24 protein-coding genes are annotated in these 26,340 nt (G+C 63.4%); 12 read left to right on the top strand and 12 right to left on the bottom strand.

Annotation, left to right across the window (positions count from 1 at the left end; genetic code table 11):
- Positions 1–100 precede the first annotated feature (100 nt).
- Complete coding sequence (locus AAFP32_RS15360; protein WP_350269863.1) at positions 101–1,066, top strand: hypothetical protein; 966 nt, start codon at positions 101–103, stop codon at positions 1,064–1,066.
- Between the two features lie 201 nt (positions 1,067–1,267).
- Here AAFP32_RS15360 and AAFP32_RS15365 read toward each other — a convergent pair whose 3' ends face one another.
- Positions 1,268–2,071 (bottom strand): 3-oxoacyl-ACP reductase, encoded by an 804-nt coding sequence (locus AAFP32_RS15365; RefSeq protein WP_350269864.1) that lies wholly within the window; start codon positions 2,069–2,071, stop codon positions 1,268–1,270.
- A 214-nt stretch (positions 2,072–2,285) separates the two neighbouring features.
- Here AAFP32_RS15365 and AAFP32_RS15370 point away from each other — a divergent pair, with 214 nt between their 5' ends.
- The 4 genes from AAFP32_RS15370 (at position 2,286) to AAFP32_RS15385 (ending at position 8,324) form a co-directional block, all read left to right on the top strand.
- The gene (locus AAFP32_RS15370; protein WP_350269865.1) at positions 2,286–3,377 is read left to right on the top strand and encodes a hypothetical protein; all 1,092 of its coding nucleotides are present in this window, start codon (positions 2,286–2,288) and stop codon (positions 3,375–3,377) included.
- 128 nt (positions 3,378–3,505) lie between these two features.
- Positions 3,506–4,534, top strand: a complete 1,029-nt coding sequence (locus AAFP32_RS15375) for a 3-oxoacyl-ACP synthase III (RefSeq protein ID WP_350269866.1) — start codon at positions 3,506–3,508, stop codon at positions 4,532–4,534.
- Positions 4,535–4,541: 7 nt separating this feature from the next.
- Positions 4,542–7,346 carry an alpha/beta fold hydrolase gene (locus AAFP32_RS15380; RefSeq protein ID WP_350269867.1) on the top strand — a complete coding sequence of 935 codons (2,805 nt, stop codon included), beginning with the start codon at positions 4,542–4,544 and terminating at the stop codon, positions 7,344–7,346.
- Between the two features lie 9 nt (positions 7,347–7,355).
- Positions 7,356–8,324: an NAD-dependent epimerase/dehydratase family protein gene (locus tag AAFP32_RS15385; protein ID WP_350269868.1), complete on the top strand. Its 969-nt coding sequence runs from the start codon at positions 7,356–7,358 to the stop codon at positions 8,322–8,324.
- Between the two features lie 29 nt (positions 8,325–8,353).
- On the opposite strand, the gene AAFP32_RS15390 is transcribed toward AAFP32_RS15385, so the two are convergent.
- The gene (locus tag AAFP32_RS15390; RefSeq protein WP_350269869.1) at positions 8,354–9,094 is read right to left on the bottom strand and encodes a hypothetical protein; all 741 of its coding nucleotides are present in this window, start codon (positions 9,092–9,094) and stop codon (positions 8,354–8,356) included.
- Positions 9,095–9,294: 200 nt separating this feature from the next.
- On the opposite strand from AAFP32_RS15390, the gene AAFP32_RS15395 reads away from it, so the two are divergent.
- Complete coding sequence (locus tag AAFP32_RS15395) at positions 9,295–11,226, top strand: acetate--CoA ligase (RefSeq protein WP_350269870.1); 1,932 nt, start codon at positions 9,295–9,297, stop codon at positions 11,224–11,226.
- Positions 11,227–11,289: 63 nt separating this feature from the next.
- Here the strand turns inward: AAFP32_RS15395 and AAFP32_RS15400 are convergent, their stop codons facing one another.
- The 5 genes from AAFP32_RS15400 to AAFP32_RS15420 all read right to left on the bottom strand — a co-directional run bounded on the left by AAFP32_RS15400 (position 11,290) and on the right by AAFP32_RS15420 (position 15,732).
- Positions 11,290–11,811 carry an SRPBCC family protein gene (locus AAFP32_RS15400; protein WP_350269871.1) on the bottom strand — a complete coding sequence of 174 codons (522 nt, stop codon included), beginning with the start codon at positions 11,809–11,811 and terminating at the stop codon, positions 11,290–11,292.
- A 131-nt stretch (positions 11,812–11,942) separates the two neighbouring features.
- Positions 11,943–13,424 (bottom strand): LssY C-terminal domain-containing protein, encoded by a 1,482-nt coding sequence (locus AAFP32_RS15405; RefSeq protein ID WP_350269872.1) that lies wholly within the window; start codon positions 13,422–13,424, stop codon positions 11,943–11,945.
- 9 nt (positions 13,425–13,433) lie between these two features.
- On the bottom strand, positions 13,434–14,489 hold the full coding sequence (locus AAFP32_RS15410; RefSeq protein ID WP_350269873.1) for a MerR family DNA-binding transcriptional regulator: 1,056 nt from the start codon (positions 14,487–14,489) through the stop codon (positions 13,434–13,436).
- A gap of 162 nt (positions 14,490–14,651) precedes the next feature.
- Positions 14,652–15,365, bottom strand: coding sequence for a HEAT repeat domain-containing protein (locus tag AAFP32_RS15415; protein WP_350269874.1), 714 nt, complete (start codon positions 15,363–15,365; stop codon positions 14,652–14,654).
- A gap of 151 nt (positions 15,366–15,516) precedes the next feature.
- Entirely contained in the window at positions 15,517–15,732 is a 216-nt protein-coding gene (locus AAFP32_RS15420; protein WP_145996986.1) for a hypothetical protein, read from the bottom strand.
- Between the two features lie 174 nt (positions 15,733–15,906).
- On the opposite strand from AAFP32_RS15420, the gene AAFP32_RS15425 reads away from it, so the two are divergent.
- From AAFP32_RS15425 to AAFP32_RS15435, 3 genes are all read left to right on the top strand, one after another.
- Entirely contained in the window at positions 15,907–16,494 is a 588-nt protein-coding gene (locus AAFP32_RS15425; RefSeq protein ID WP_233429470.1) for a peptidoglycan-binding protein, read from the top strand.
- A 3-nt stretch (positions 16,495–16,497) separates the two neighbouring features.
- A complete protein-coding gene (locus AAFP32_RS15430) occupies positions 16,498–17,478 on the top strand; it encodes an ABC transporter substrate-binding protein (protein ID WP_350269875.1) in 981 nt (326 codons plus the stop codon).
- A 100-nt stretch (positions 17,479–17,578) separates the two neighbouring features.
- Positions 17,579–17,938, top strand: coding sequence for a metalloregulator ArsR/SmtB family transcription factor (locus AAFP32_RS15435; protein ID WP_350269876.1), 360 nt, complete (start codon positions 17,579–17,581; stop codon positions 17,936–17,938).
- Between the two features lie 16 nt (positions 17,939–17,954).
- On the opposite strand, the gene AAFP32_RS15440 is transcribed toward AAFP32_RS15435, so the two are convergent.
- Genes AAFP32_RS15440 through AAFP32_RS15450 form a run of 3 tightly spaced genes read right to left on the bottom strand, consistent with a single transcriptional unit; the run spans position 17,955 to position 20,719 of the window.
- The gene (locus AAFP32_RS15440) at positions 17,955–18,935 is read right to left on the bottom strand and encodes a DMT family transporter (RefSeq protein WP_350269877.1); all 981 of its coding nucleotides are present in this window, start codon (positions 18,933–18,935) and stop codon (positions 17,955–17,957) included.
- On the bottom strand, positions 18,932–20,137 hold the full coding sequence (locus AAFP32_RS15445) for a pyridoxal phosphate-dependent aminotransferase (RefSeq protein ID WP_350271510.1): 1,206 nt from the start codon (positions 20,135–20,137) through the stop codon (positions 18,932–18,934). Before AAFP32_RS15445 ends, AAFP32_RS15440 begins: the two co-directional genes overlap by 4 nt.
- Positions 20,138–20,146: 9 nt before the next feature.
- Positions 20,147–20,719, bottom strand: a complete 573-nt coding sequence (locus AAFP32_RS15450; protein WP_350269878.1) for a peroxidase-related enzyme — start codon at positions 20,717–20,719, stop codon at positions 20,147–20,149.
- 126 nt (positions 20,720–20,845) lie between these two features.
- On the opposite strand from AAFP32_RS15450, the gene AAFP32_RS15455 reads away from it, so the two are divergent.
- A complete protein-coding gene (locus AAFP32_RS15455; RefSeq protein ID WP_350269879.1) occupies positions 20,846–21,142 on the top strand; it encodes a cupin in 297 nt (98 codons plus the stop codon).
- 29 nt (positions 21,143–21,171) lie between these two features.
- Here the strand turns inward: AAFP32_RS15455 and AAFP32_RS15460 are convergent, their stop codons facing one another.
- Complete coding sequence (locus AAFP32_RS15460; protein WP_350269880.1) at positions 21,172–22,650, bottom strand: glutamate--cysteine ligase; 1,479 nt, start codon at positions 22,648–22,650, stop codon at positions 21,172–21,174.
- Positions 22,651–22,752: 102 nt separating this feature from the next.
- On the opposite strand from AAFP32_RS15460, the gene AAFP32_RS15465 reads away from it, so the two are divergent.
- The gene (locus tag AAFP32_RS15465; RefSeq protein WP_350269881.1) at positions 22,753–23,925 is read left to right on the top strand and encodes a M20 family metallopeptidase; all 1,173 of its coding nucleotides are present in this window, start codon (positions 22,753–22,755) and stop codon (positions 23,923–23,925) included.
- Positions 23,926–23,935: 10 nt separating this feature from the next.
- Here the strand turns inward: AAFP32_RS15465 and AAFP32_RS15470 are convergent, their stop codons facing one another.
- Complete coding sequence (locus AAFP32_RS15470; protein WP_350269882.1) at positions 23,936–24,880, bottom strand: FkbM family methyltransferase; 945 nt, start codon at positions 24,878–24,880, stop codon at positions 23,936–23,938.
- Between the two features lie 236 nt (positions 24,881–25,116).
- Here AAFP32_RS15470 and menC point away from each other — a divergent pair, with 236 nt between their 5' ends.
- Complete coding sequence (gene menC / locus AAFP32_RS15475) at positions 25,117–26,241, top strand: o-succinylbenzoate synthase (protein ID WP_350269883.1); 1,125 nt, start codon at positions 25,117–25,119, stop codon at positions 26,239–26,241.
- Positions 26,242–26,340: the final 99 nt, after the last annotated feature.

The raw sequence follows: 26,340 nt of genomic DNA on the forward strand, positions 1-26,340 counted from the left end.
CAGGCAGGGCGGAATCGGCGAACTCCTTAGTGTCGTTTCGTGCCTTTTCATTGCGTTTAATGCGTCTTGATGTCATTATCGTTAAATGGTTCAGGTTTACATGAAGCAGGATCTGCTCAGATTCGGCTTGACCGACGACGATGTCCGCCGGGCGCAGCAATGTTGTCTGCGAAAGATTCGGCGTGGGCATTATGCCGTGGCCCGTCCTTGCAGTTCACCGCAACATGCCATTCTGCACTCGTCTGCCACCGCCGAGCCGATCGCATATCCCCAGGCCTTCGGTGACATCCGAGATCGAAGTGAAAGCCTCAAACCTTTGATTCGCTCGCGACTGGATGAACTCCGCTCCGGTGACGTCTACTCCCACATCTCTGCTGCACTGATTCACGGCATTTATCCGCCCTTCCCGGCGACCGACCAAGCTGAGATCATCCGCCGCGGATATCATGAGAACTTCACGACGCTGCGCATCTACGACCGCACGGTTCCGCTGGCAGACCGAACCACCGTCGGCGAATTTGCCGTCACAGATCTGTCGCGCACGCTCTCCGATATCGCTCACGACTACCCGTTGGAGATATCGGTCCCGATGATCTCCGAGGCCCTTCGGGTCAGGGATATCAGCAAGCCTGAGCTTCTCGATCAGATGAAGATTCGTCGAAGAGGCTGCAGAGCTGCGAAACAAGGCCTTGAACTGTCTGATCCGCTGCACGAGTCCCAGGGCGAGTCACTCTGTGCGGTGAAATTCCACAGATTCTCCATCCCAGACATGATCCCGCAGGTGACGGCGCACGATCGCGCAGGGAAATTTCTCGGCAGATGCGACTTCAAACACGCAAGACTCCCCCTAATCGTGGAGTTCCATGGACTGGGGAAGTACTACCTCAACGAGAATGGACCGGATCGAGCAAGCAAGGACAACCACGCTCGGCACATGCGACTCACCAATGCCGGTTTCACGGTGTTCAATTTGGTCTGGGCCGACCTGTTCCGCAGTGACATGTTTTCTGCGATAAAGAAGCACATTGCCGAAAGCCGACCGCACCATCGAGGGCAGACTACCTGAGGTCGGCCCTCGACGGTGAATTCGGTCCTCGGCGGTGAGGTCTGCCCTCGGCGGTGAGGTCTGCCCTCGACGTGGCGCGGGCGATGATCGCCGGGTATCTGGCGGGTGCGAAATCGCTCCTGGCTTGAGGTCGACAGCTGAGGTCGACAGCTGAGGGTGGCACCCGGGCGCTATCGCTCAGGGAGGTCGGACGCTATCGTTTCAGTCCATCACCAGCCCGTTGTCGACGACGAGGTTCTGGCCCGTCACCGCACGTGAGGCTGGTGAAGCGAAGAACACCACCGCCGAGGCGAATTCCTCCGGAGTCGTCACATGACCCAGCGGAGTCTGTGCCGCGATCTGGTCGAAGACCTCCTCCGGGGTCACCGAGGAGGCATCTGTGGTGCGCAGCAGACCGCCGGAGACCATGTTCACCCGAACCCCGGACGGCCCTAGATCCTTAGCAAAGGTCCTGGTCAGCGACAGCAGCGCCGCCTTGGCTGCGGTGTAGTCGTGGTAGGGCACGACCGGGTTCTGGACGAGGTTGGAACCGATGTTGATGACCCGCCCGGAGCCGATCTTGCGGAATCCGCTCATCGCGGCCTGGACGGTGTTGAGGGCGGCACCGACGGCACCACGGAACTGATCTGTGAAATCGGAGAAGTCGATCTCATCCGCCGGCTGCCTTTCGTCACCGTTGAAGGAGAAATCGACGAGGGCATTGTTGACCACGGTCGATACGGGAGCCCCGAACTCCTCCTGCGCCGTCCTGAACATCGCATCGACGGCTCGCGAGTCGGTGACATCGGCCTCGACGGCCACGGCACGTCCGCCTCGGGCACGGACCGCCTCGGCGAGCTCCTCCGCGGCTTCGACGGAGTAGCGATAGTTGATGACAAGCGCCGATTCCTCATGGGCGAAGGCCTTCGCGATTGATGATCCAACCCCGCGTCCGGCCCCGGTGATGAGGACGATCTGCTGGTCCAAGGGCATGGCCGATGTCGTGAATGCCTGGGCGTTGCTCATCGCGATTCTCCTTCGAATGCTGGGCGGTCCTCGACGATGCCGAGGTCATATCCGGTCGTGATCTCACCCTACCCGCGCGGTGCGGCACCGATTCCATTCGCGGGCGCGACTTCGCCCTCCACCGGGTATGTTGCGGCGCTCAAACGTGATTACCTGGCCAATCCTCCTTAGACTGAGCACACGACCATCGTTGTCCATCCCCAGGAAGTCCCTCATGAGCGAGCTCGGCGCCAGCATCTCAATCGGAGTCCTTGCAGCACTCGTCGTGCTCATCGTCTACCTCATCGCGTCTCGAATCGGCAGATGGCAACCGGCTCCGCAGCGTCGACCCCAGGGTGGGCAGACGCCGCAACAGCCCGGGCACGGCCCCGGTGGGCACAGCCAGCAGGGCTCGGGGCCGGGCGCACGACCACGAGGCGGCTCCTACGACCAGCCAACGCGCGCCTACAACCAGCCGACTCAGGCCTACGACCAGTCGACTCGCTCCTACAATCAGCCCGAACGCGTCTATGGCATGAGCGAAGACGAGACTCGTGTGCTGCCGGCGACTGGGGCCGACACCGATTCGCGCGCCACAAAGGCGGAGCTGAGAGACAACATCGGGCAGTCGGGGCAGATGATCGAGGCGAACCGTCGCGCGGCCACCTCGTCCAACGGTGACACTCTGGCGGTGTTCACGTATATCTTCGGCGCCGCCCTCATCGCCGTCATCGCGTTCGTGTTCTTCAACAATCTGCTCCTCCCCGCTACGGTCGGCGCCTTGGCCGGTGCGATCATCTGCGTGGCGTTGGCATCAATCTACACGCTGAAGTCCCTCGAATTCTGGCCGGACAATTCGACGATCACGATCATCAACCTCCTCGTGGCCCTGGCCGCCGCTGTCGCCATGTTCATCGGCGCAGAGCAGACCGAGCGCGACGGATTCACCCTGGGCCGCATCACCGATTCCTTCGACGCGCTGCCCTTCAGCGAAGGATTCACCGGTTTCGCCACCGCCATCGCCGATCGCGTCGTCGAGTTCTTCCGCGAGTTCGGGTTCATGGGTTTCATCTTCCTTCTCCTCATGGGCGTCGGCTGCATCATCGTCTTCACTCTGGCAGCGAAGTCGCTCATCGACGTCATGGACTGGCGCATCTTCGTTCAGTTCGGACGCTTCGTCACCGACCGCCCCATGTCCCATTCGCGTGCCGTTCGCTTCCAATCCTCGAAGGTCTCGCATACGGTGACGTCGATCATTCTGGCCGGGATCGCGGTCCTCTGCGCGACCGGAATGGCCTATGACGGATTCACCTGGTTCACTCGCTGAGAAACAATTCAGCCTCGGGGATATAAGATAGTCTCCGGACTTCCTCCGTCGCGGCGCACCTCAAGGGCGCGTCGCATCGGCCCTCAGCAGACGACGACGAACGACCCGCAAAGGGATGAGAACCTCAATTGGCGAATGGCAACGCAACATTCCGGCACTCGAACGTGGCGCTTCTCGGCCTGACCGAGATCCTCGCCCCCAACGTTGTGACCTCTCAAGAATTCGACGAGCGCCTCGCCGATACCCTGTCTACCCTCAATCTGCCCACTGGTCTTCTCCAACGCGTCGCCGGTGTCAACGCACGCCGCAATTGGGATGAGCCGAGCCAGTTCGCCGATGGCGCGATCGCCGCCGGCAAGAAGGCCCTCGCCGAGGCTGGGGTCTCCCCCGACTCGATCGGACTGATGGTCAACACTTCGGTCACGCGTGAGCACCTCGAACCCTCCGTGGCCGTCGGCGTCCACGCCGGCATCGGCTTGGGCTCGCGGGCGATGAACTTCGACATCGCCAACGCCTGCCTGGGCTTCGTCAACGGAATGACCCTGGCCGCGAACATGATCGACGCCGGCCAGATCGAATACGCACTCGTTGTCGCCGGTGAAGACGCCTCCCGCGTCCAGGAGGCCACGCTGCGTCGGCTGACCCGCCCGGGCATCAGCCGCGAGGAATACCTCAACGAGTTCGCTTCCCTGACGCTGGGATCCGGTGCCTCCGCCGCGGTCCTCGGGCCGGCCGACAAGCATCCGAACGGCCACCGCATCCTCGGCGGCATCACCCGGGCCGCCACTCAGCACCACGAACTGTGCGTGGGGGATCACAACGGAATGTTCACCGACACCAAGGGCCTGCTGGCCGGGGGCATGGAACTCGTCGTCGCCGCGTGGGAGGAAGCCCATGAAGATGGATGGGACTGGCGCGAGATGGATCGCTACATCATGCACCAGGTCTCCGACGTACACGTCAATTCGATCACGAACGCCGCGAATCTCGATCCCGATCGAATTCCGGTCACCTATCCTGAACTGGGCAATGTGGGACCGGCTTCCCTGCCGATCACGCTCAGCCGTGAGGCATCACACCTCAAACGCGGCGACCGCATCCTGTGCATGGGAGTCGGGTCGGGACTCAACACCGCAATGACCGAAATCGAGTGGTAGAGGTTCAATGAGATTTCCTGCACGGCCGGCTCAGGCTCCCCCGAAGCTGCCCGAGTGGGACCCCGCCTGGTCCCGAATCGTCGAGGCCAAGACACCCGAGGGACCTCATTCCTTCCACGTCCTCGACACCCTCGAGGTGCTGCGCACCAACGGGTTCGAACCCAGCGGCACAATACTTGCACTCCACGGCAATCCGACCTGGTCGTACCTGTGGCGACACCTTGCCCAGGCGACTGTGGACACAGCCCGGTCCGGTGGACGTGTGTGGCGGCTCATCGCCCCCGACCAGCTCGACATGGGCTTCTCCGAGCGGCTGGCCCATAATTCGCTGCCAACTCCTCACGGCGCCGAGGTGCGCCGCATGTCCCAGCGCATCGATGACTTCGACGCCGTCGTCACCCCTCTTCTCGCCGAGGTGGCAAGCAGTGCCGCGCCCCAGGACGGGGTTGCAGACGCCGCGAGCACCGGGCGCAACGGGGCTGCGTCCGCCGACACAGCTGCATCCGCCGAACATCCGATCGTGACGATCGGTCATGACTGGGGAGGCGTCCTGTCCCTGGGGTGGGCAGCACGCAACGCCGATCGCGTGTCCGCCTCGATCAGCCTGAACACGGCCGTCCACCAACCCGAGGATGCGCCGATCCCAGCACCTCTGCGGGCAACATTGGCCGGACCCATGCTGCCGACTGCCACTGTGGTCACCGACGGGTTCCTGCGGGTGACGATGAGCCTCGGCGATCTCGATCCCGAGATCAAGGATGCGTTCCGCTCCCCGTATGAGAGTGCCTCCCGACGCCACGGGATCGGTGGTTTCGTCGCCGACATCCCCGTCGATGAGAGCCACCCGTCCTATTCCGAGCTGCAGCGCGTGGGCGCCGACATCGCGGCCTTCGATCATCCTGCCCTCCTGGTGTGGGGACCGAAGGACCCGGTCTTCCTTGAGCGCTATCTGCGCGATCTGCGTCAGCGCCTGCCCCAGGCCGACGTGCACCGCTTCGAACTGGGCTCGCACCTGGTCAGCGAGGACTACGACGTGGCCGGCGTCGTCACCGACTGGCTTGAGACACGATTCCCCGCCGGCGGCACCGGAGCGAATGCCCCTTCGGACGCGACCGCTGCGTCTGAGGCAACCGTTGCAGAGAACGCGACCGCCGCCCCTGCCCGTGGGGTGACATCGATCCTCGACGCACGCCACGATGACGAAGCCATCGCCTCGGTGGACTTCGCACAGACCCCGGTGCAGCAGATCACCTGGCGCCACCTCTGGCACGTGACGACGAGCATCGCGGGCGGTCTGCTCGAACTCGGCGTGCGTCCCGGCGATCGAGTCTCCATGCTCGTCCCGCCCGGCAACAACCTCACCGCGGCCCTCTACGCCTGCCTGAAGATCGGCGCAGTCGCCGTCGTCGCCGATGCCGGGCTCGGGCCGAAGGGCATGACCCGGGCGACGAGCTCGGCGGATCCGCAGTGGATCATCGGGGAACTGCCGGGACTCGGCCTTGCCCGTGCCTTCAACTGGCCGGGCCGCCGCATCTCCGTGTCCCCTTTGGGCTCGGTGGCGGCCAAACTATTCAAGGTCGAGACCAGCCTGACAGCACTCTCGCGCACCACACACCACGCGCAGCTGCCCACTCCGGCAGCCACCGACGATGCGGCGATCCTCTTCACCTCCGGATCGACGGGACCAGCCAAGGGCGTGCGCTACACCCACGGCGACATCTCCGCCCTCGCGGCAGTTCTGACCCGAGTCTTCGACGTACGCGAAGGTACCGGCCTGGTCGCCGGCTTCCCGCCCTTCGCCCTTCTGGGACCGGCCATCGGGGCCACCTCGGTGACTCCGGACATGTCTGTGACCAAACCGAAGACGCTGACAGCCAGCGCCATCTCCGATGCGATCATCGCCGGTCATTCCACGATGGTCTTCGCCTCACCCGCCGCGTACAAGAACGTCGCGGCCACTGCCTCCGACCTGGATGAGGAGCAGAAGGCCGCATGTGCACGGGTCGAACTCGTGCTCTCTGCGGGGGCACCCGTGCCCCTGGGACTGATGGATTCCATCGCCGAGGTGTTCCCGAACGCGAGCATCCACTCCCCGTATGGGATGACCGAGGGCCTCCTGCTCACCGACATCGACCATGCCGGTGTCAGGGCGGCAGATGCCACGCCCAACCTCGGCGTGTGCGTGGGCCGACCCATCGACGGCGTCGAACTGGCGCTGGCCCCGATCGACGACTCAGGTTCGGCTGCAGATGTGCTGGAACGAGGCGTTGATGCTCAGGGTCACTTGGGTGAATTCGTCGTCAGCGCCGCCCATATCAAGTCCGGCTACGACAACCTCTGGGCCACCACTGCTGCCTCGGCTCGGGATGACCTGGAGGGTCGGACATGGCACCGGACGAACGACATCGGCCACATCGACGCCGCGGGCCGCGTCTGGCTCGAAGGTCGTCTGCAGCATGCGGTCACCACGCCTCGCGGACCGGTGGGCCCCGGTGGCCTTGAGGCCCTCATCGATTCCGACGAGCAGGTCAGTCGCTCTTCGATCGTGGGCATCGGCCCGGCCGGAACGCAGTCGCTGGTGGCTGTCCTCGACGCTGAAGGGACCGATCTCTCCCCCGGTCTGGCACCGCTGGACCTGACGTCGAGGCTGCGGGAGCTGGTTGCCGAGGTTCTCGGTCACGACCTCACCGCGGTCCTCGTCGCCCCCATGTTCCCGACCGACATCCGCCACAATTCGAAGATCGACCGATCCCGCCTGGCGACCTGGACCGATCACGTCCTGTCCGGCGGTTCGGTGCGCACCAAGGTCTGAGGAGTTCCTATGAAGATCACCGTCACCGGCGCCTCCGGACTCCTGGGTTCGTCCGTCGCTCGCGCACTGGTGGCCGGCGGCCACCAGGTCACGACTCTGCAGCGCCGGCCCTCCTCGGTGACAGGTGCCCACGACGTCATCGGGTCGGTCACCGATCCGAGCAGTGTCGCCGAAGCCCTCACCGGCGCCGAGGCGGTTGTGCATTTGGCGGCGAAGGTATCGATGATGGGCGACCCCAGTGAGTTCGAGGCCGTGAACATCGGAGGTACGCGCACCCTCGTCGATGCTGCTGTGGCAGCCGGTGTGCAGCGTCTGATCCACATCTCTTCCCCGTCGGTGGCCCACACCGGCGACTCGATCATCGGCGAGGGTGCAGGTCCCGCCTCACCCGAGCTGGCGCGCGGTGAGTACGCGCGAACGAAGGCCGCCGGTGAACTCATCGCCCTGGCTGCCGATTCTGAGGACTTCAAGGTCCTCGTCCTGCGCCCGCACCTGATGTGGGGCCCCGGTGACACGCAGCTGACGGAACGTGTCATCGATCGTGCTCGGGCCGGCCGGATGCCGGTGCTCGGATCGGGTGCCCCGCTCGTCGACGCTCTGTTCGTCGACAATGCGGTCGAGGCGATCGTTGCGGCCGTCGACGCCGTCGCATCCACGCACGGTGAGTCGCTGGTGGTGACGAACGGTCAGCCGCGCCCCATCGGGGAGCTCATGTCACGGATCGCCATCGCCGGTGGCGCTGAGGTGCCGAAACTGCGCATTCCCGTGGGTCCTGCGCTGGCGGCCGGTTCGGTCGTGGAGAAACTGTGGGATCTGGGCGAGCATGATGACGAGCCGCCCCTGACGAGGTTCTTGGCCGAGCAGCTCTCAACGGCGCACTGGTTCGACCAGCGGCGCACCCAGGAGGTTCTGGGGTGGAAGCCGCGGGTCAGCATCGAGGAGGGGCTAGAGCTCCTCGCCGCTCACTACACGAAATAGGTGCAGTCGGCGCACGGACCTCGCGGCGCTTAGCGTTTCGAGTTGGGTTCTTCGGCCGTGGACTCGTCGCCTGCGGGATCATCATCGGAGGCCCCATCGGTGCCTGCCGACTCTGCGTCTTCCAGCGAGTCGACGGAGACTCCCGGCTCTCCGGTCGGAGGGCTCTCCAGTGATGATCCCGTTGCCTGTTCGTCGTACTCCTCGGGTGCAAGAGTCTCCGGCTCGTCAAGAGTCTCCGCCTCGTCCTGGGCGACGTCGTTCTCGTTCAGCTGGTCTCGCGAATCGTCACCGTCATCCGGCTCTGCCTCGATCGAAGACTCCCCAGCTTCCGCTGACGTGTCGTCCTCCCCTGCCGAGCGCACCGGCGGGGCCGCTGCCACAGGAGTCTCATCGGCCGAATTCGCTTCTGGCACAGTGGTCTGAGCTGCAGTCTTCGCCTCGGCGCCCGTATCTTCTGTCTTCGGCGCCGTGGCTCTGTCGTCTGATTCGTTGTCGTCGAGGCTCACACCCGCTTCGGCGGCTAAGCGAGAGCGACGCTCGGCGCGTGCAGTCGCACGCTCCTCCTCGCTCATCGCCGGCTTTGCCCGTGCGGCATCCTTATGGCTGGGTTTGACGACTTCCCAGATCAGGAGAACGACTACCATCGTGATTCCGACGGTGGCGCCCATCGACAGCGAACCCCAGGGGCGCGGCATCGAGAAGATTCCGGTGAAGGAATTGACCCCGAACAGAGCGCCGATGCCGATGACGAATGCAACAAGATATCTCATGCCCCCATTGTGCCCTGTCAACGCAGGCAATCACCGAAAGCCGCCACAATACCTGTCGTGACACACCCGTGTCTGCTGCCGACGAGCATGGTCAACGACATCGTCTTCAGTGCAGAAACGACTCGTACACAACCGACCGGGACCACACACGATCCTCCACCCTCCTCGGCAGGTCACGTGCCATGCGTCACAATGGAACCATGAACACGATCGCACAGGACCAATCCCCAAGCTACGACGATGTCATCGCTGCCATCGATGCCGATCCTGAAGAGTTCTGGCTCAACCAGGCCACGAGGCACATCGATTGGGTCACCGAACCGACTCGGGCCGTCGATGACGCCAACGCCCCGATCTACCGGTGGTTCCCCGACGGCGAACTCAACATGTGCTTCAACGCCGTCGACCGCCATGTGGCAGCCGGGCGCGGAGATCAGGCGGCCATCATCTATGACTCGCCTGTCACCGACACGATTCGTACGATCACATACTCGGAACTCCTCGGCGAGGTCTCCCGCTTCGCCAGAGCTCTGTCTGACAAGGGCGTGGTCAAGGGCGATCGGGTCATCATCTATATGCCAATGGTCCCCGAAGCCGCCGTCGCCATGCTCGCCTGCGCTCGCATCGGCGCGATTCATTCGGTGGTCTTCGGCGGCTTCGCGCCCAACGAGTTGGCCGTTCGCATCGACGACACCTCCCCGAAAGCCATCATCTCCACCTCCTGCGGGGTCGAGAAGAGCCGCATACTCGAATACAAGCCCATGGTTGACGAGGCAATCGACATCGCTGCGAACAAGCCCGAGTTCACCGTCATCGTCCAACGCGACGAGCACCGCTGCGAGATGAGTGAGAACGATGTCGACTACGCCGAACTGCTCGCGAACACTCCCGAAGGCATAGATCCGGTCACCGTCAAGGCCACCGACGAACTCTACGTCCTCTACACTTCCGGCACGACGGGCAAACCGAAGGGCATCGTGCGCGACTCCGGCGGCTACGCGGTGGCATCGGCGTTCTCGATGCCCACCATCTTCGGTCTCAACCCCGGCGATACGATGTTCACCGCCTCCGACGTCGGCTGGGTCGTCGGCCACACCTACATCGTCTACGCCCCGCTCTTGGCCGGAGTCACATCGGTCCTATTCGAGGGCAAACCGATCGGCACCCCCGATGCGGGCACCTTCTTCCGAATCATCGAAGACCACGGGGTCAACGTCCACTTCACGGCCCCGACAGCCATGCGCGTCGTCCGCAAGGAAGACCCGAACGGTGAACTCATCAAGAAGTACGACCTATCCAGCCTGCGAGCCTCATTCCTGGCCGGTGAACGCCTCGACCCGGACACCTATGAGTGGACGACGAACATCCTCGCCGAGGCGACAGGACGGGACATCCCCGTCGTCGACAACTGGTGGCAGACGGAGACCGGCTGGCCGATCGCGGCCAATCCACTCGGCCTCACCCAGTTCCCGCTCAAGGCCGGATCCCCGACGAAGCCGGTACCGGGCTTCCATGTCGAAGTCCTCGATCCTTCCGGGAAACCGATGCCAGCCGGCGAGGAGGGCCTCATCGTCATGAAGCTGCCCCTGCCGCCGGGAACGATGACCACCGTCTGGGGCGATGACTCCAGATTCGTGTCCTCATATCTATCAGCATTCGACGGCTACTACCTCACCGGTGACTCGGGGTACCTCGACGAAGACGGATACGTCTTCGTCATGGGCCGCACCGACGATGTCATCAACGTCGCCGGCCACCGCCTGTCCACGGGTGTGATCGAGGCCGTCATCGCCTCCCATCCTGCGGTCACGGAGACCGCTGTGATCGGTGTTCACGATGACACGAAGGGACAGAGCCCGCGCGCGCTGGTCGTTCTCGGCGATTCCGCCGAGGTGGCCGATCCGGACACGATCATCGCCGAGCTCGTGGCGCTGGTGCGCAAGGAGATCGGCCCCGTCGCCGCGTTCAAACAGGTCGATATCGTCTCTGCCCTGCCGAAGACTCGGTCGGGGAAGATCCTGCGCAAGACGATGCGGGAGATCGCCGACGGAGTCGACTCACCGGCCGTGCCCTCGACGATCGAGGACCCTGCGGTGCTCGAGGCCCTGGAGTCTGTGCTCCAGCAAGGCTGAGCACTCGTCTCACGCCTGGCAGATGGCTGGCAGATGGCTGGCCTCGGTGAGGAGCGGTTCGGTTCAGCCTTCGGCGAGTGCTTTGAGCCCCTCAAGCGACGCCAGCAGCCTCTCGGTCGTCGTCGACTGCGCGCGTGGCAGTCGCTGGGGGTCTCTCAACTCGGTCCAGTCATAGGTTTGGCGAACCAGACTTGAGCGTTCGCCTCTTGCTTCGATCTCCCACGTCCATTTCTGGCCGAACGGTTCACCGGCGACTTCGGAGGGCTTCCAGGCGATGAGCCTGCCCTCCTCGAAGTCGACGATGTGGTTCTCGCGGTCCACGCCCTTGCTCAGAGTGGTGATGAAGGACCCGCTGGCACTGGTCGGCCTCTGCCCCTGAGCGGCTGTGCCCAGGTTGTCGTTGCCGTCCCATTCGGGTTGCCGGACTGGGTCCGCGATGAGCTCGAAGATCTCCGAGGCGGGTGCGGCGATCTCGATTTCCGCACTGACCACTTTGAGAGCCGGGTCGATCGTGTCGAAGATTGAGGCGTCGGAGGCACTGGCTCCATCGCCGGAAGCAGATGAGTTGGATGTCGGTTCGGTCATGGGGTTCCGCCTCTTCGCTGGGGTCCGGTTCCGATAGCAGGTTCGCGCCACCGAAATGCAGTCGCTGTCAGGATACACAGCCTGCCCAGTCCGCGAACTTTTGTGCCATCGAATCCTGAATTGACATGCACTCAGTCCTCGAGTGCCCGTTCCTGACGTTCGGCTCGCAGCTCTGCGGTGCTGAAACGAGTGAACAGCCGCGAAGAATCGCTTGACAGCGACAGCATCACGGCGACCTGCATGGCAATCGTCATCAGTGCGTACATGTTGGTCGCGAGGTCGCGGTCTCCGGTGAAGTAGTTCGTCATCGACACGATCACGGACACCGTGGAGAGGGTCAGGATCCACAGTCGAGCCCGATTGCTGCCCCGGAACACGGAGATGCTCGCGATCACCTGCAGGCAGCCGATGAGGAGGCTGGCTCCGATGAGAGCTCCCGCCACGATCCGTGTTGCCGTTTCGCCGCCGAAGGTTTCGATGTCAGCACTGCTGTCCACGACCTCGGTGCGCAGTCCGTCCCAGTCAAGCACTGTGCCCAGCACATCCCACGCCTGAAAGATGAGCAGGACCAGGACGAGTGCGGCACCGACGACGGTCTGCAGGGGCCGCCTGTGCCACAGGGTCCTCGTCACCTCTCTGACCGACCGTGCATCGGCGTAGATCTGGGTCGCATCGAGCGCCAGTTCGAGCCGGTCGGGAGAGTCGGACTCGTCGGCAACCACCTCCGTGGCTTCGATGATCGGCAGATCCCCGTCCGTGATGATCGCATCCCCGCCGCCGTTGCGTGAATGGTAACCGGTCGAGAAGTCCTGGATATGCTGGACGACGATCGCGTCATCGGTCGAAGCCACCGTGTCAACGATGTAGTCACGTTCGACATCGGTGTTCTCTTCGATTTTGTGAGTGAACTGCAATGTGAACAGCGAGATCCCGACGCTCTTGTCATACGTGCCCGCCGCCAACCAGTCCGCCTGATGCCCACCGGGCAGCATCCATCCGGTGGGACATTTCCAGAACCGCACATGGTGGCGCTGACCCGGGTCGCCGTCGACCTCCTGCTGATAGGCGAAGTCCTGCCGCCTGCCGAACAGCAGCAGGGGCGACACCGGCGCCTTGGGATAGCTCCGCCTGGTCAGAGTGGATCTGATGATCTCCCAGGTTGAGGCCGGCGTGATGTCATCGGCAAGAATCCAGCCGGCAGCCTTCATGGCGTGATGGATCTGCGTCTCATCGCCGCGCCATGCGAGGTTGACCGGGTCACCGAGCAATCCGTCCGAGGTCCGAGCTCGACCGATGAAGTAGTTCGGAACGTAGATCTGAGAGAGGATGCGATGCAGCCGCGGAAGCGCCAAGTACGAGACCACTCCCCAGAACACAAGCAGGGTCAGCACCTGCCACCACCCCAGAGAAAACCCTTTGAACAGGATCAGCATCGCCAACCACGTTGACGAGGCACCTCCGAAGAGGAAGAAGAGATAGTCGAGGACCCCGGTGACGGTGAAACGGTGGCGCCGGAATGCGAATGACTGCCGCTGCCGTCTCTTCGGGGAGGCACCCGAGCCGCCGTGCCCCAAATCGGGGCCTGATTCGGGCGTCGCAGTTCCAGAGGTCATGGGCCAAGCTTAGTGATCGCGGCGGCGGTTCAGGGTCGCGGTCGCCGTCGCTGCGACCTCGAGGCTCTCATCGGAGCTGAGTTCGGCAATGAAGTCATCGACCTCGGCGCCCGGAATCTCGATCAGGACCTGCAGCACTCGGAACCGCACCCTCGCCTCTGGCGACCGGGCATGCCGACGCAGATCCGACATGATCCGTGTCGCGACCTCAGCACGCTGCCCGTCCTCCGGGGCCTCGTTGACGAAGGCGGCAAGCGCCTCCGCGGCCTCGATGTCCTTGGGTCCGTCCATCGCGATTTCGAGCAGATCCGAGACTGCAACAGGATCCCCCATCTGCCCTAATATGAGTGCGGCGCCGCTGCGCACCTGAAGGTCCGTATCACCGAGGCCGGAGCGCAGGGATGCGGTGATGGTCGCCTCAGCCACGGGCCCGAGCTCTTCCTTCGCAGTAGTGCGGCGGATCTCGTCGAGCGCCTGCAGTGCGTTGCGACGGACCGCGACGGAAAGGTCGTCCATTCCCTTCGCCAAGTAGCGGACCGCCTCAGGTCCCGACTGTGCCAGGGCCCAGCGCATGGCTCCGGCGGCATTGAGCACAGACTCGTTGAGAACGGCTGCGGACAGGGACTCGACGGGTACAGTTCCGTCGACGCCGCTGCCCAGTGCCGCCTTGTGCCGCTGGATGACGTCGCCGGATTCGAGGGAGCGCATGAGATCGATGGTCAGCAGCAGAGCTTCACCGTCGGCATGGTGGAGGCGGTCGATTCGCTCGAGGTGGGAGAGCAGTTGCTGTTCGACCGCGATGCGTGTCCTCGACGTCTCAACCAGCTCGCGAATCAGACGACCGGGATCGAACGCAGGATCACCGAGAAGGGTTCCGATCTCTGCCAGCGACATGCCAAGTTTGCGCAGCCCTTCGACATGGAATATTCGCCCGATATCGGGTGCGGAGTACTCCCGGTACCCGCTCGAGGTGCGCTCACTGGGTTCGATCAGACCCAGGGATTCGTAGTGCCGCAGCATCCGGGCGCTCACGCCTGACCTTTTGGCCACTTCGCCGATCAGCATCAGCACCCCCTCCCGTTTCCACTATAGACAGGTCACGCTGTCGTGGCTCCATCATCAACGCACCCGGCTCATGAGGAAGGAGCCCGAGGTGTCGCACGCAGCGCTGCGCGAGCTTGCCCCGCCCGGGCAGCACCACCTCGGTCGACCCTTCCCACAGTCGACCTATGCTGACTCCTCGGACCCCAGTGCGACCATGCGCTTGGCTTCGCTCAAGGCGTGAGCGAAACCGGCGTCCGGATCGGTGAACATGTCCCGGGTCGCCATGGCGTGTGTCCGCACTGTTTCTTCCTCTGCCTGCAGTCTTCCATCGAGCACTGACACGAGGTCCTCACCCAGGGAGACGATGGCTCGACTCAGGCTCTTCTGCGTCTCCATGTCGCCCAGTCCAAGCTGTGCGACCAGGGACAAGGCCAACCGCTCTCGGTCACTACCGGGAACAAGTGCCACGGCGGCCCTCCACGCACTGCGGGCCACCTCGGTGTCGGAATGAGCGATCAGCCCGTCTCCGATGACTCCCGGGTCCATGGCCTCCCAGCCGCGAGGGTCACCGATCTTCGACAATGTGTGCAGTGCCTGACTCTGGGCTTGCGGAACATCGGAGCCCAGCTCGGCGATGAGCAGCGAAACGGTCGCCTCGGCAGGCATCCGAGTGATTGCCCAGGTGAGCATGTCACGGACGAAGAAGTCCGGCTCGATTCCGCTCCGCTGGATGAGAACGCCGAGGTGGCGGTCCTCGGCTGCGATTCCGACGGACAGCGCCGCCTGCAGTCGCTGCTGTGGATTCGGCGATGACAGCGCTGCGATGACGAGCTCCTGTTTCACCTGGGGCTGCGAGACGTGCTGCGCGGATGTATCGGTGCTGTGTGGATTGGTCATGGTGTCCACCTCCTTGAAACCAGTGAAGGCCCTGACATCGTGTCAAGGTCAAGCCGGTTCGAGATGACAGGCAAAGTTCATGGGATCCGCGTCATCCTGTGCAGAGATCAGTCGTCGGCACCAGTGCCGAGAAATGAGCCGCCCCGACCACTCACCCGCCGTTCGACCAGTGCCCGCTGGAGGCCGGCGCGCTGCTTGGTGCACCATCACCGCTCGAGCCCTCACCCGAACCGTCGCTGCCAGCGCCCACAATGACCACCGTGGCGACGACGGCGATGACAACGATCACCATGGTGACCACCGCGATCACACCCACCAGACACCCGAAGAGTCGGGATCTCGGGTTGCGTCGTCTCACAAAGACCATAGTCCGATCTTAAACGGCGTCCCCACGGACACATCCCCACACAATGACGCAGAGTTGGAACACGAAGCGTCACCGTCGGACCACCCAAAGGAATTCATTTCCGTGACCGTCCTGTGACAAGAGGCACGGCGTGGGCACATGCATCCGTCAGTTTGTTGCATTATCGTTATATTCATGGCTGGACAGACTCGACACCGCAACGGATCTCGGTCCGTGCTTCGTGGTGCCCTGATCGGCTTCGGGGCAGCGGTGATGGCCCTGGTCGTCGCCGCCGTCATCATCGTCAATTCACCTGTCTCCTTCGGTTCGACTACGCTCAGGCAGATGCAGATGGCTTCAGTGAATCAACTGACCGAGCAGCAGATCGACAATGCCCGACTCATCATCGGCATCGGCCGTGGTGGGGACTTCGACGACCGGGCGATCAGAATCGCCCTCATGACCGCACTCCAGGAATCCTCGCTGCGGAACCTCGACTCGGGTGACCGCGACTCGATCGGCCTGTTCCAGCAGCGCCCTTCGCAGGGCTGGGGCGAACCGGAGCACCTCAACGATCCCATCTACGCCACGAAGTCCTTCTACGGAATCAACCCGGACATCGAGAACCCTGGTCTCGAGCAGATCGAAGACTGGCACACGATGAGCCCCACCGAAGCAGCACAGGCCGTACAGCGATCCGGTCTGCCTGATGCCTATGAGCAGTGGGAGTCCCTGGCCGACGACCTCATCGGCACTCAGAACGACGTCGAAGCCCTAAGCTGAACGGTGAGAACTGCACACCAGCCACTGACCCTGGCCGTGCTGGGACTGGGCACGGCCCTGTCGCTCAGCGCATGCTCACTACTTCCCGATCAGGCAAGCCACGCCAACGGCCCCTACCCGCAGACCGTCGACTCCCCCTATGGCAGTGCCACGATCACAGCACAGCCGGAGAAGATCGCTGTGACCAGTTCCATTGACTTCGACATCGCCGTGGCGCTCGGCGAGGATCCGGTCGTCGCACCGGCGCTGTCAGACAAGAAGGCCAGCCCCTGGGCCGCAGAGGCCCTTGATGATGCCGGCAGGGACACTCCGGCCCTGTATGACGCGGAGAAGGGTCCAGATGTCGAGGCGATCCGCGAAGCACAACCCGATGTCATCCTCGCCACCGGTCTCGACGATGTCGCAGAGCATTTCGACGAGCTCTCCGATATTGCGCCCGTCGTTGCCGCCGAAGACGATGCGACGTGGACCGATCGCACCGCCGCCGTCGCCACTGCATTGAACAAGGCGAAAGAGGCTGAGTCCAGCGTCAATGACATCAACGCTGAGGCCGAGGAGGTCGCCGCCCACCACCTCGAATTCGAAGACACGACCTATGCCCGCGCCGACGTCACAGCCGATTCCATCGACTACCTGTCGTATTCGGGCAGCGACGACAGCTTCTTCACCGGCATCGGCATGTTCCAAAACTCCGCGGCAGAGGACTACTCTGCCAAGAAGCATTCGGTCACGAAGCCTCAGGTCGACCAGCTCGATGCCGATGTCCTCCTCATCCACTTCCCCGATGTCGGGCAGACGATGCTGGACGAAGACGAGCTGGAGGATCCGTTCTATCGGGAAGTCAAGGTCATCCGCGGCAAGCACTACACCGTGCTCGATGACAACACGTTCGCAGCCCTGACCAACCTGTCGCCATTGAGCTATGACTGGCTGCTGCAGGGCTTCCCCGACGATCTGGGCAAGGCCGAACAGGGCGTCCTCTGAGCTCTGGGAGCGAGTCTTTCGTCGCCCGCGTGCCTACAGCGTGTCCGCCCGCTGTGATGCAGACGCGGGTTCGGCGCAGAATTTCCGGTAATCTCTATCCATGGCCTCCACTTCAGATCCCACCCCGGTCAATGCCGCAGTTGAGCAGCTCCTGCGCAACCCCGAGGACAATCTCGAAGCCATCTCAGAGACCGCCGATCTGTTCAAAGCACTGGCCACGACGTCGCGGCTGAAGATGCTGCTGGTCCTCGCCCACGGTGAGGCGACAGTGACACACATCGTCGAGTCCACCGAGCTCTCGCAGCCCCTGGTGTCTCAGCATCTGAAGTTCCTGCGCGGCCTCCACCTCGTCGAGGTCAACCGGATCGGCCGCGAAGCCTATTATTCGCTCAAGGACGACCACGTCGCCCACATCATCCTCGATGCCCTGGCCCATACCGTCGAAGGTCACGAGCACTGAGTGGTACCTGAATAAGTCACCGCCTCCTGCGCAGCGCCTCCGGGCCACCGCCGACGACCCAGACGATGATGACGACCAGCCCCGCACCGATCCACTGTGCCGGCTGCAGTCGCTCTCCGCCGATGAGCGCGCCCAGGACCACGGCCGACAGCGGTTGGAGCAGCATGAGAGCAGCCGTTCGCGGCACCGTCACCAGCGGACTCGAAATGCTCAACAGCACCCATGACAGTGCCTGGCCGAAAACGGCCAACGCCACCATCCACGCCCACCCGTCCCAGCCCAGGTCGAAATCGAGCCCGCCGAGTGCGACACCGGCGATCGCCGTCATCACTCCCGCCGCAACGGTGCCTACAGCCACGGGTGCGACCACGAAGTTCGGTGCCGCCTTCCGACAGTGATGGATGCCGAAGATGTAGACGCCGTAGAGAATTCCAGACAGCACTCCGAAGACCGCACCACGCCCCGGGTTCGCGGCTCCCGCATCGGCACCGAAGACGCCTCCGGTCAGCAGCATGCCGATGATCATGACGGGGATGCACGCGATGAACAACCAGCCCGGGCGCGATCCTCCGAAGACCCACACCAGTGCCGGAAACACGATGACCTGGACGCTGATGAGCACCGTAGAGACACCGACTCCCGCATCAAGGACGCTCTGGGCCCACAGCACATAGTCAATGCCCAGAGCCGCACCCGAGACCGCTGCGACAACGAGTGCCTTGGACGGCAGGAGCCCATGATGCCGGAGTTCGAGGATGGCCAGGGGTGCCAGGACGATGACAGCGATCCAACAGCGCAGGAATGCCGCAGTCGGGGCACTAGCCTCGGCGAGGATGACGAACAGGCCCGCCGAGCCCAGGAGCAGCGCAGAGACGATGATGCCCAACGTCGGCAGACCAGTGGGCGAGAGCGGATCTGAGGCGGTTGGTGAGCGCGAAGACACAGATGGGTCCGCAAACGGTCCCCCGTCGTGGGCCGCGGCCGAGTTCGGAGTCATCTCATAAAGTCGAGGATCCGGTCGAGCGCCTCGGCGGTCTTGTCCGCGCCGACGGCCAACGACAGCCGCACCGAGCGGGGCCCGTTGAAGGAATCGAAGTCATCACCCGGGGCCAGGGCGACTCCGGTGGCTTCGAGGAGCACCTGACACCAATCGGTCGCGGTGACGATACCGGCGCCGGACCGCTGCAGGATCTCGTCGATGCGGGCATACATGTAGAACGCCCCATCGGGCGGCGCCATATCGGTAAACCCCAGGTCAGCAGTGGCGTCGAGAACGTGCTTGCGGGCGCGGGCGAAGGATTCGACCGCCGCTTCGCATTCAGCGTAGGACTCTTCGGTGAAGGCAGCCACGGCCGCATGCTGTGCGGGGACCGGGGCACACAGCGACAGGTTTCCGGTCACGTTCTGGGCAGCGTGCGTGAGCTCTTCGGGCAGAATCGCCCAACCGAGCCGCCACCCGGTCATCGCCCAGTACTTCGAGAACGAGGAGATGACGATGGCATTGTCATCGTGGGCCAACGCGGTCTCACCACGCGTGCCGATGTAGCTGATGCCGTGGTATATCTCGTCAGAGATCACCTGCACGCCGTGTTCGGCGCACCAGGAGACGAGTTCGCCGAGGTGGTCGCCTGAAATCATCGTGCCCGTCGGATTCGCCGGCGATGCGAGCATGAGCCCCTTGAGTGGGGCCTTCGCGTGTGCCTGCTCGAGGAGTTCGACAGTGGGTTGGAAGCCGTGGTCTCCACCGCAGTCGAGTTCGACGGTCTCGCAGTTCAAAGCGGCGAGGATATTCTTGTATGCGCCGTAGCCCGGGCGGGCGAGCGCGATGCGATCACCCGCATCGAAGCAGGTCAGGAAGGCCGTCTGGAAGGCACCGGAGGAGCCCGTGGTGATGGCGATGCGTTCGGTGGGCACCTCGACGCCGTACCAGTCGCGGTAATGCCCGGCGATGGCTGCGCGCAGTTCGGGGATGCCGAAGATCGGGGAGTAGCCGAGGTTCGTGCCGTCGGTGATCACCTCGGCAGCCCTCCTGCGCACCGGTCCCGGCGCACCCTGGGTCGGCTCACCCAAGCACATGGCGATGGTGTCCCGACCCGAGCGCGACATCTCTTGGACTTTGGACACGATGTCCATGGCGGCGAAGGGCTGGACGAGGCCGGCTCGATCAGAGACGCGGGGTGCGCTCATTTGGGTATTCATGGTCATTGGTCACTTCCTCTCGCGTGGGACGCGTCCCATGAGGTAGAACTCGGGGTTGGGCATCATCGAACCGATGTGGGCCATCCGGTTGGACAGGCCGAAGAATCCGGTGATCGCACCGATGTCCCAGGCATCTTCGTCGTCGAATCCGTGTTCGGCCAGGGCTGCGAAATCAGCGTCACCGAGCGCCCAGGGCTCTGTGCAGACCGTCATTGCGAAGTCGAGCATCGCCATCTGGCGGTCGGTGATGTCGGCCTGCCGATAGTTGACAGCCACTTGGTCCGCGACCAAGGGCTTCTTCTCCATGATCCGCAGCACGGCTCCGTGCGCGACGACGCAGTAGAGGCAGTTGTTGACCGCCGAGGTGGCCGTGACGATCATCTCCCGGTCTCCCTTGGTCAGGTTCCCTGTCTCCTTCTCCATGAGAGCGTCGTAGTAGGCGAAGAAGGCACGGAACTCCGCGGGGCGGCGGGCCAAGGAGAGGAAGACGTTGGGCACGAAGCCCGACTTCTCGGACACGGCCAGGATGGTTTCGCGGATATCGTCTTCGACATCGTCGATGTCAGCCAGTGGGTAACGCATACTGCTCATGCTAACCGTCGACGCGCTTCCTGTGTGCCCCGGGTCACGTACCGGGCTGGGATGCCGCCGTGCTGAGGGCTAGGGTGAGGTGCAGACCATCGATGACGATCATAAGGAGTGTCAATCATGAGCGACGAGAACACCGGCTCGACCGGCGAGGTTCAGCTCGACAACGGAGTCTTCCGAGCAACGAAATGGACGATCGAACCCGATGGCGTCATCCCGATGCACAAGCACGAGTACGAATACGTCGTCGTGCCCATGGTCACCGACACGATGGTTGTGAAGAACTCGGACGGCACGCAGATCAACGCCGAACTCGAAGCAGGAATCAGCTACACCCGTGCCGCAGGTGCTGAGCATGAAGTCTCGAACCCCGGCGGTACCGCCGATGTCGTCTTCGTCGAAATCGAACGCCTCTGACTCAGGCAGAATCGCCGAGATAGCAGTGCTTAGGCGGGCACGTCCCAGGTGTGGACGGGCTCGCCTGAGGCCTGGTTCTTCACGTAGGCGTCCATCATCGCTTTGAGCCCTTCTCGGCGCTCCGGTGAGTCCGGGTCACTGTTCGGGGCCAGGCGGTCAAGCATCTGCAGCTGCCAGGTCGCTCCGTTGGCACGCAGTTCGGCTCGCCCTTCGATGATCGACATGTACTCTTCGATGACGTCCTTGTCGATGCCCAGTCGGTTCAGTCCCCTGCGCGCCTGCGGAATGAGAACGTCGAGGACGAGGTCTGCGACGTCGATGTGCCCGATCTTCGGCCAGGTCACGCGGGCATTGATGCCGTCCTTTGCGCAGGCGAAGAAGTTCTCCTCGGCCTCGCGGAAGGACATCCGCGACCACACGGGGCGGTTCTCTCCGACGAGGAACTCTGCGAGACCGTAGTAAAAGGCGGCGTCGGCGACCATATCGACCGGTGTGGGACCAGCCGGCAGCAGTCGGTTCTCCACGCGGATATGCGCTCCGCTGTCGGAGGAATCGTAGATCGGCCGGTTCCAGCGCCACACTGTGCCATTGTGCAGATTGAGTTCGTAGAGCTTCGGGGCATCGGCCGAGCTGAACTCGACGAAGTCCTTGATCTCCGGCAGCAGCGGCGGGAAGTAGCGGACGTTCTCCTCGAAGAGGTCGAATACGCTCGTGATCCAGCGTTCACCGAACCACACCCGCGGACGTACCCCCTGATTGACCAGTTCCGGGGTTCGGGTGTCAATGGACTGGCTGAACACGGGGATCCGGGATTCGTGCCAAAGCCTGCGGCCGACGAACAGAGGGGAGTTCGCGCCCATTGCGACCTGTGCTGCAGCGATCGCCTGAGACGCGTTCCACGCCTCGGCGAATTTGTTGGGCGCGACCTGCAGATGCAGCTGCATCGAAGTGCATGAGGCTTCGGGCGCGATGTCGGAGAACTCGTGCTTGTACTTCTCCTCACCGTCGAGTTCGATGCGAACGTATTCGCCGCGCGCATCGATAACCGAATTGCTCAGAGCCGCGTACCGGTTCTCATCGGTCATCCACGTCGACTCGGTGAGGAACTGGGTCGAAAGCGTCGGCAGCGTTCCGATCGATGCGACCTTCAGCCCTTCCGCCTCGGCGGCTTTCTGGGCCCTCTCCAGCCGATGTGCGACTCCGGACTCCAGAGTCTTGAGTCCGCGCCCGGCGACCTGCAGCACAGGATGGTTGAGTTCGAGGTTGAAGCCGCCGATCTCGGACTGGTATTCGTCGCCGAGGTGCTTGAGAACCTTTGTATTGTTCAGACTCGGCTGATTGTTCTCATCGACGAGGTTGAGTTCGAGCTCCAGACCGATCGTGCCCGCAGACTTGAACTCCGCATGCCGCAGGTACGTGTCGAAGAGCTCGAGGTTCTCCGCGAGCTTCTCCCGATACAGCGTGCGTTCTTCCGGCGTGTACCGCTTGGAATTGACTGCCTCACCCATGGGTCAAGCAAACCACAGGCTGAGGCGGTTTGCGTAGGCTATTTCCGTCACACGATGCGGACACTGCAACCGCCCTTGCAGGCCTCATCGTAGAATCGGGCCATGACTACCTCTCAGTCCTCAGAGCTCCAGTCCGCTGACCTCGTTGCCAAGGCCACCGACCGCCTCCCCCTCATCCTCGATGACATCAAACGCGTCATCACGAAGGAAACACCTTCTCACGACAAAGAAGCTGTGGCCGCCGGTGCCCACGACTTCGTCGAACTGCTGCGTGAACGCCTCGGTGCGTCGGCCGAGGTCATCACCATCGATGACACTGCCCATGTGCGGCTGCGTTTCGGCTCGGGGCCGGCCCGCGTCGTCCTCCTCAACCACCAGGACACGGTGTGGCCGCACGGGACCTTAGACCGCATCCCCTTCTCCACCGACGACGGAATCCTGCGCGGGCCGGGCAGCTTCGACATGCTCACCGGGGCGATCATGAGCATCCACGCGAGCGCGATCCTGAGCGAGCAGCTCGGCGAGAGTGCCCTCGACGGTCTGTCGATCCTCGTCACCGGCGATGAGGAGATCGGGTCGATCTCGTCCTCGGATCTCATTCGCGCCGAGGCGGCCGAGGCGAAGGCCGTGTATGTGATGGAGGCGAGCGCCGGGGGTGCGCTCAAACTCGAACGCAAGGGCACGAGCAACTACACACTCGTCTTCACGGGCAAGGCCTCCCATGCCGGGCTCGAACCGGAGAAGGGAATCAACGCGGGCATGGCACTGGCCCTGCATCTGCCCCTCGTCGCCGATCTCGCCAACCCTAAGGAGGGGACATCTGTGGTGCCGACCGTGATCAGTGCGGGCACCACCTCGAACACGGTCCCCGCCGAGGCACGTGTCGATGTGGATGTGCGTGCACGCACCGCCGCCGAACTCGACCGAGTCGATGCCGCCATGCGTGAGCTCGCCACACGGCCCCAACTCGAGGGCTCGTCGATCGAGGTCATCGGCGGAATCAACCGTCCACCGTTCGAGCGCGAGCAGTCGGCGACACTCTTCGATCGCGCCACTGCCTTGACCGCTGAACTTGGTCTGGCCGCTCCCGAAGGTGTCTCCGTGGGCGGCGCCTCGGACGGTAACTTCACCGCCGGCGACGGCATCGCGACACTTGATGGTCTGGGTGCCGTGGGCGATGGTGCACATGCCGAACACGAGCACGCCGTCATCGCTGAGATCGCCCCGCGCACCGCTCTGCTCGCAGCCCTCATCGCCGATCAGCTCAAGGGCTGAAGCGAGGCAGTCACGTGATCGGGTAGCCCGCGACCCGCATATCCTCCGGGTTCTTCATGGTGAAGAGCCAGTCGCGCAAATGCGGGTCGGGGACGATCTCGTCACGGGCACTGAGGTGATCGTGGCCGACGAGGTAGTAGTGGCAGTCGAAGCGATCGAGGATGCGCATCAGCTGCGCGGGCTGCGCCCTCTCTTCGAGAACCTCGCACAGGATGTCCGGCTGCAGTGTGCCCAACAGTTCCCGACCGTTGTCGAGGACATCGTTCTCCGCACCCTCAACGTCGATCTTCACCGTCACCTGCGGGTGACCGGGCGGCAGGTCCGGGAGGAGCTCGTCGAGGCAGGTGAAGTGCACCTGCGCACCGGAGTCGAAGTCCATGCCCGCCCCGTAGAACGACGGCAGAGCCGAACCCCCGTCACCAGTGGGTACGTGCATCGTGGTGCCGGTCTTGCCGACCCCCGTCGGATGCACGCTCACCCGATCGCCGAGGTGATTGCGGGCAATGTTCTTCTTCAGCCCGGTGACGACGGCAGGGATGATCTCGAAGGAGTGGGCGACCGCGGCCGGATTCGCGGCCAGAACCGCCATCGTGAATACCCCGGTGTAGGCACCGATGTCGAGGAACACGTCCGCGTCGCGGGACAGTTCGACCATGAGGTCGAGCGCGAAGGCGTCCTCTGCCTCCGTCCGGCGACCCTTGCCCCAATAGAATTCCTTGGCGATCTCACAGCGAAATGGATCGACGAGGTAGAAGCCGGCGCCTCCGGCACGCCCGCGCACCTCGGTGAGTCCGATCGGTGCGGGCAGTCTGCCGACCTTGATGCCGTTGATGTGGGGTGCCAGCGTCCTCAGCATCGGGTGGAGATACGGTTGCGCGAGTGCAGTCTTGACGGGCAGTTTGAGTCCGAACCACTTCTGCTTCCGGCCTTTGAGCGACCGCAGGTAGTCGTTCACGTAGCTCTCCCTCGATTGAGCGGAACCTTTGATTCACAGTACCAATGTCGAGACCGCTGTCTCTAGAGGCAGCACAGTCATGAGACGAACAATGCAAGCTGCCGGTATGGTCCGCCCACACTGCCGTTGTGGTCCCCTCTGTCCCATACTCCAACGCCTGCCGAGGCAGCTCTGCAAGTGGTTATAAGCTGGGTCACAGGATCATCGGACCCGATCACAAAGAAGGTGCATGGCGCATGAAGCTCAAGTCAATCACTCTCCACCAGGTATCCATTCCCCTCGTCACCCCCTTCGAGACCTCGTTCATGCGAGAGACGGAGAAGGACTGCTACCTCGTCGAGGCCACCTTCGATACTCCGAAGGGTGAGATCACGGGGTGGGGAGAGTCGGTGGCGATGATCTCCCCGCTGTACTCCTCTGAGTACGTGGCATCGGGCATCGATGTCACAAAGCGATGGCTGGCACCGATCCTCTTCGACGTCGACGGCCTGACGGCGGAGACCGTGTCCTGGCACCTGCGTCACGTGATCGGTCACCCGATGGCGAAGTCAGCGCTGGAGATGGCAGTCATCGAGGCCCAGCTCAAACTCAATGACCAGTCCTTCAAGAGCTACCTGGGTGGCGTCGTCGACTCCGTTCCCTCCGGAGTCTCTGTGGGCATCCAGGACTCAGTCGAAGACACCGTCAAGGTCATCGGCGGTTACCTGGAAGAGGGCTACGCCCGCATCAAGCTCAAGATCAAACCGGGCAAGGACATTGCGCCCGTCGCCGCGGTGCGCAAGGCCTTCGGAGACGACTTCGGCTTCCAAGTCGATGCCAATGCCGCTTACACTCTCGTCGATGCCTCACACCTGCGCAGGCTCGATGATTATGGCCTCCTCCTCATCGAACAGCCCTTGGGCGAGGCCGACATCCGCCAGCACGGGGAGCTCGCGAAGCTGATGGAGACTCCCATGTGTCTGGACGAGTCGATTGACTCCGCTGAAGCCGCCGCCGATGCGATCTCCATGGGTGCGGCCGCCGTCATCAACATCAAGCCCGGGCGAGTGGGCGGCTTCATCGAAGCGAAGAAGATCCACGACCTCTGCGCCGCCCATGGTGTGGCCGTTTGGCACGGTGGAATGGTCGAGACCGGTCTGGGCCGGGCCGCCAATGCCGCACTGGCATCTCTGCCCGGTTTCACGCTGCCCGGAGACATCTCGGGATCGAATCGCTTCTTCCACGAGGACATCACCGAAGAGATCGTCATGTATGACGGCAAAGTCGACGTGCCCACAGGTGTCGGCTTCGGTGTGTCGATCAACCCCGCGAGACTCGAGAAGTTCCGCACCGACTCGGTGGGGATCCTCCCGCAGAGCTGAAGCGACCAGACGGCATAAAGTGAACCGCGGTTTCAAACTGTCGTTGCAACACCTCTGCATGAGAGGTAGTTGCCATGGTCCGCAGCGGAGCACCGTCGA

Source organism: Brevibacterium sp. CBA3109, from assembly GCF_040256645.1.
Lineage (GTDB): Bacteria > Actinomycetota > Actinomycetes > Actinomycetales > Brevibacteriaceae > Brevibacterium > Brevibacterium koreense.

Coding starts and splice junctions, on each gene's coding strand:
- AAFP32_RS15425 (WP_233429470.1), top strand. CDS start 15,907: ATGGCTGGACAGACTCGACACCGCAACGGATCTCGGTCCGTGCTTCGT.
- AAFP32_RS15450 (WP_350269878.1), bottom strand. CDS start 20,719: ATGCGTTACCCACTGGCTGACATCGACGATGTCGAAGACGATATCCGC.
- AAFP32_RS15385 (WP_350269868.1), top strand. CDS start 7,356: ATGAAGATCACCGTCACCGGCGCCTCCGGACTCCTGGGTTCGTCCGTC.
- AAFP32_RS15380 (WP_350269867.1), top strand. CDS start 4,542: ATGAGATTTCCTGCACGGCCGGCTCAGGCTCCCCCGAAGCTGCCCGAG.
- AAFP32_RS15400 (WP_350269871.1), bottom strand. CDS start 11,811: ATGACCGAACCGACATCCAACTCATCTGCTTCCGGCGATGGAGCCAGT.
- AAFP32_RS15360 (WP_350269863.1), top strand. CDS start 101: ATGAAGCAGGATCTGCTCAGATTCGGCTTGACCGACGACGATGTCCGC.
- AAFP32_RS15405 (WP_350269872.1), bottom strand. CDS start 13,424: ATGACCTCTGGAACTGCGACGCCCGAATCAGGCCCCGATTTGGGGCAC.
- AAFP32_RS15395 (WP_350269870.1), top strand. CDS start 9,295: ATGAACACGATCGCACAGGACCAATCCCCAAGCTACGACGATGTCATC.
- AAFP32_RS15415 (WP_350269874.1), bottom strand. CDS start 15,365: ATGACCAATCCACACAGCACCGATACATCCGCGCAGCACGTCTCGCAG.
- AAFP32_RS15440 (WP_350269877.1), bottom strand. CDS start 18,935: ATGACTCCGAACTCGGCCGCGGCCCACGACGGGGGACCGTTTGCGGAC.
- AAFP32_RS15465 (WP_350269881.1), top strand. CDS start 22,753: ATGACTACCTCTCAGTCCTCAGAGCTCCAGTCCGCTGACCTCGTTGCC.
- AAFP32_RS15365 (WP_350269864.1), bottom strand. CDS start 2,071: ATGAGCAACGCCCAGGCATTCACGACATCGGCCATGCCCTTGGACCAG.
- AAFP32_RS15435 (WP_350269876.1), top strand. CDS start 17,579: ATGGCCTCCACTTCAGATCCCACCCCGGTCAATGCCGCAGTTGAGCAG.
- menC (WP_350269883.1), top strand. CDS start 25,117: ATGAAGCTCAAGTCAATCACTCTCCACCAGGTATCCATTCCCCTCGTC.
- AAFP32_RS15420 (WP_145996986.1), bottom strand. CDS start 15,732: ATGGTCTTTGTGAGACGACGCAACCCGAGATCCCGACTCTTCGGGTGT.
- AAFP32_RS15460 (WP_350269880.1), bottom strand. CDS start 22,650: ATGGGTGAGGCAGTCAATTCCAAGCGGTACACGCCGGAAGAACGCACG.
- AAFP32_RS15445 (WP_350271510.1), bottom strand. CDS start 20,137: ATGAATACCCAAATGAGCGCACCCCGCGTCTCTGATCGAGCCGGCCTC.
- AAFP32_RS15455 (WP_350269879.1), top strand. CDS start 20,846: ATGAGCGACGAGAACACCGGCTCGACCGGCGAGGTTCAGCTCGACAAC.
- AAFP32_RS15390 (WP_350269869.1), bottom strand. CDS start 9,094: ATGAGATATCTTGTTGCATTCGTCATCGGCATCGGCGCTCTGTTCGGG.
- AAFP32_RS15370 (WP_350269865.1), top strand. CDS start 2,286: ATGAGCGAGCTCGGCGCCAGCATCTCAATCGGAGTCCTTGCAGCACTC.
- AAFP32_RS15410 (WP_350269873.1), bottom strand. CDS start 14,489: ATGCTGATCGGCGAAGTGGCCAAAAGGTCAGGCGTGAGCGCCCGGATG.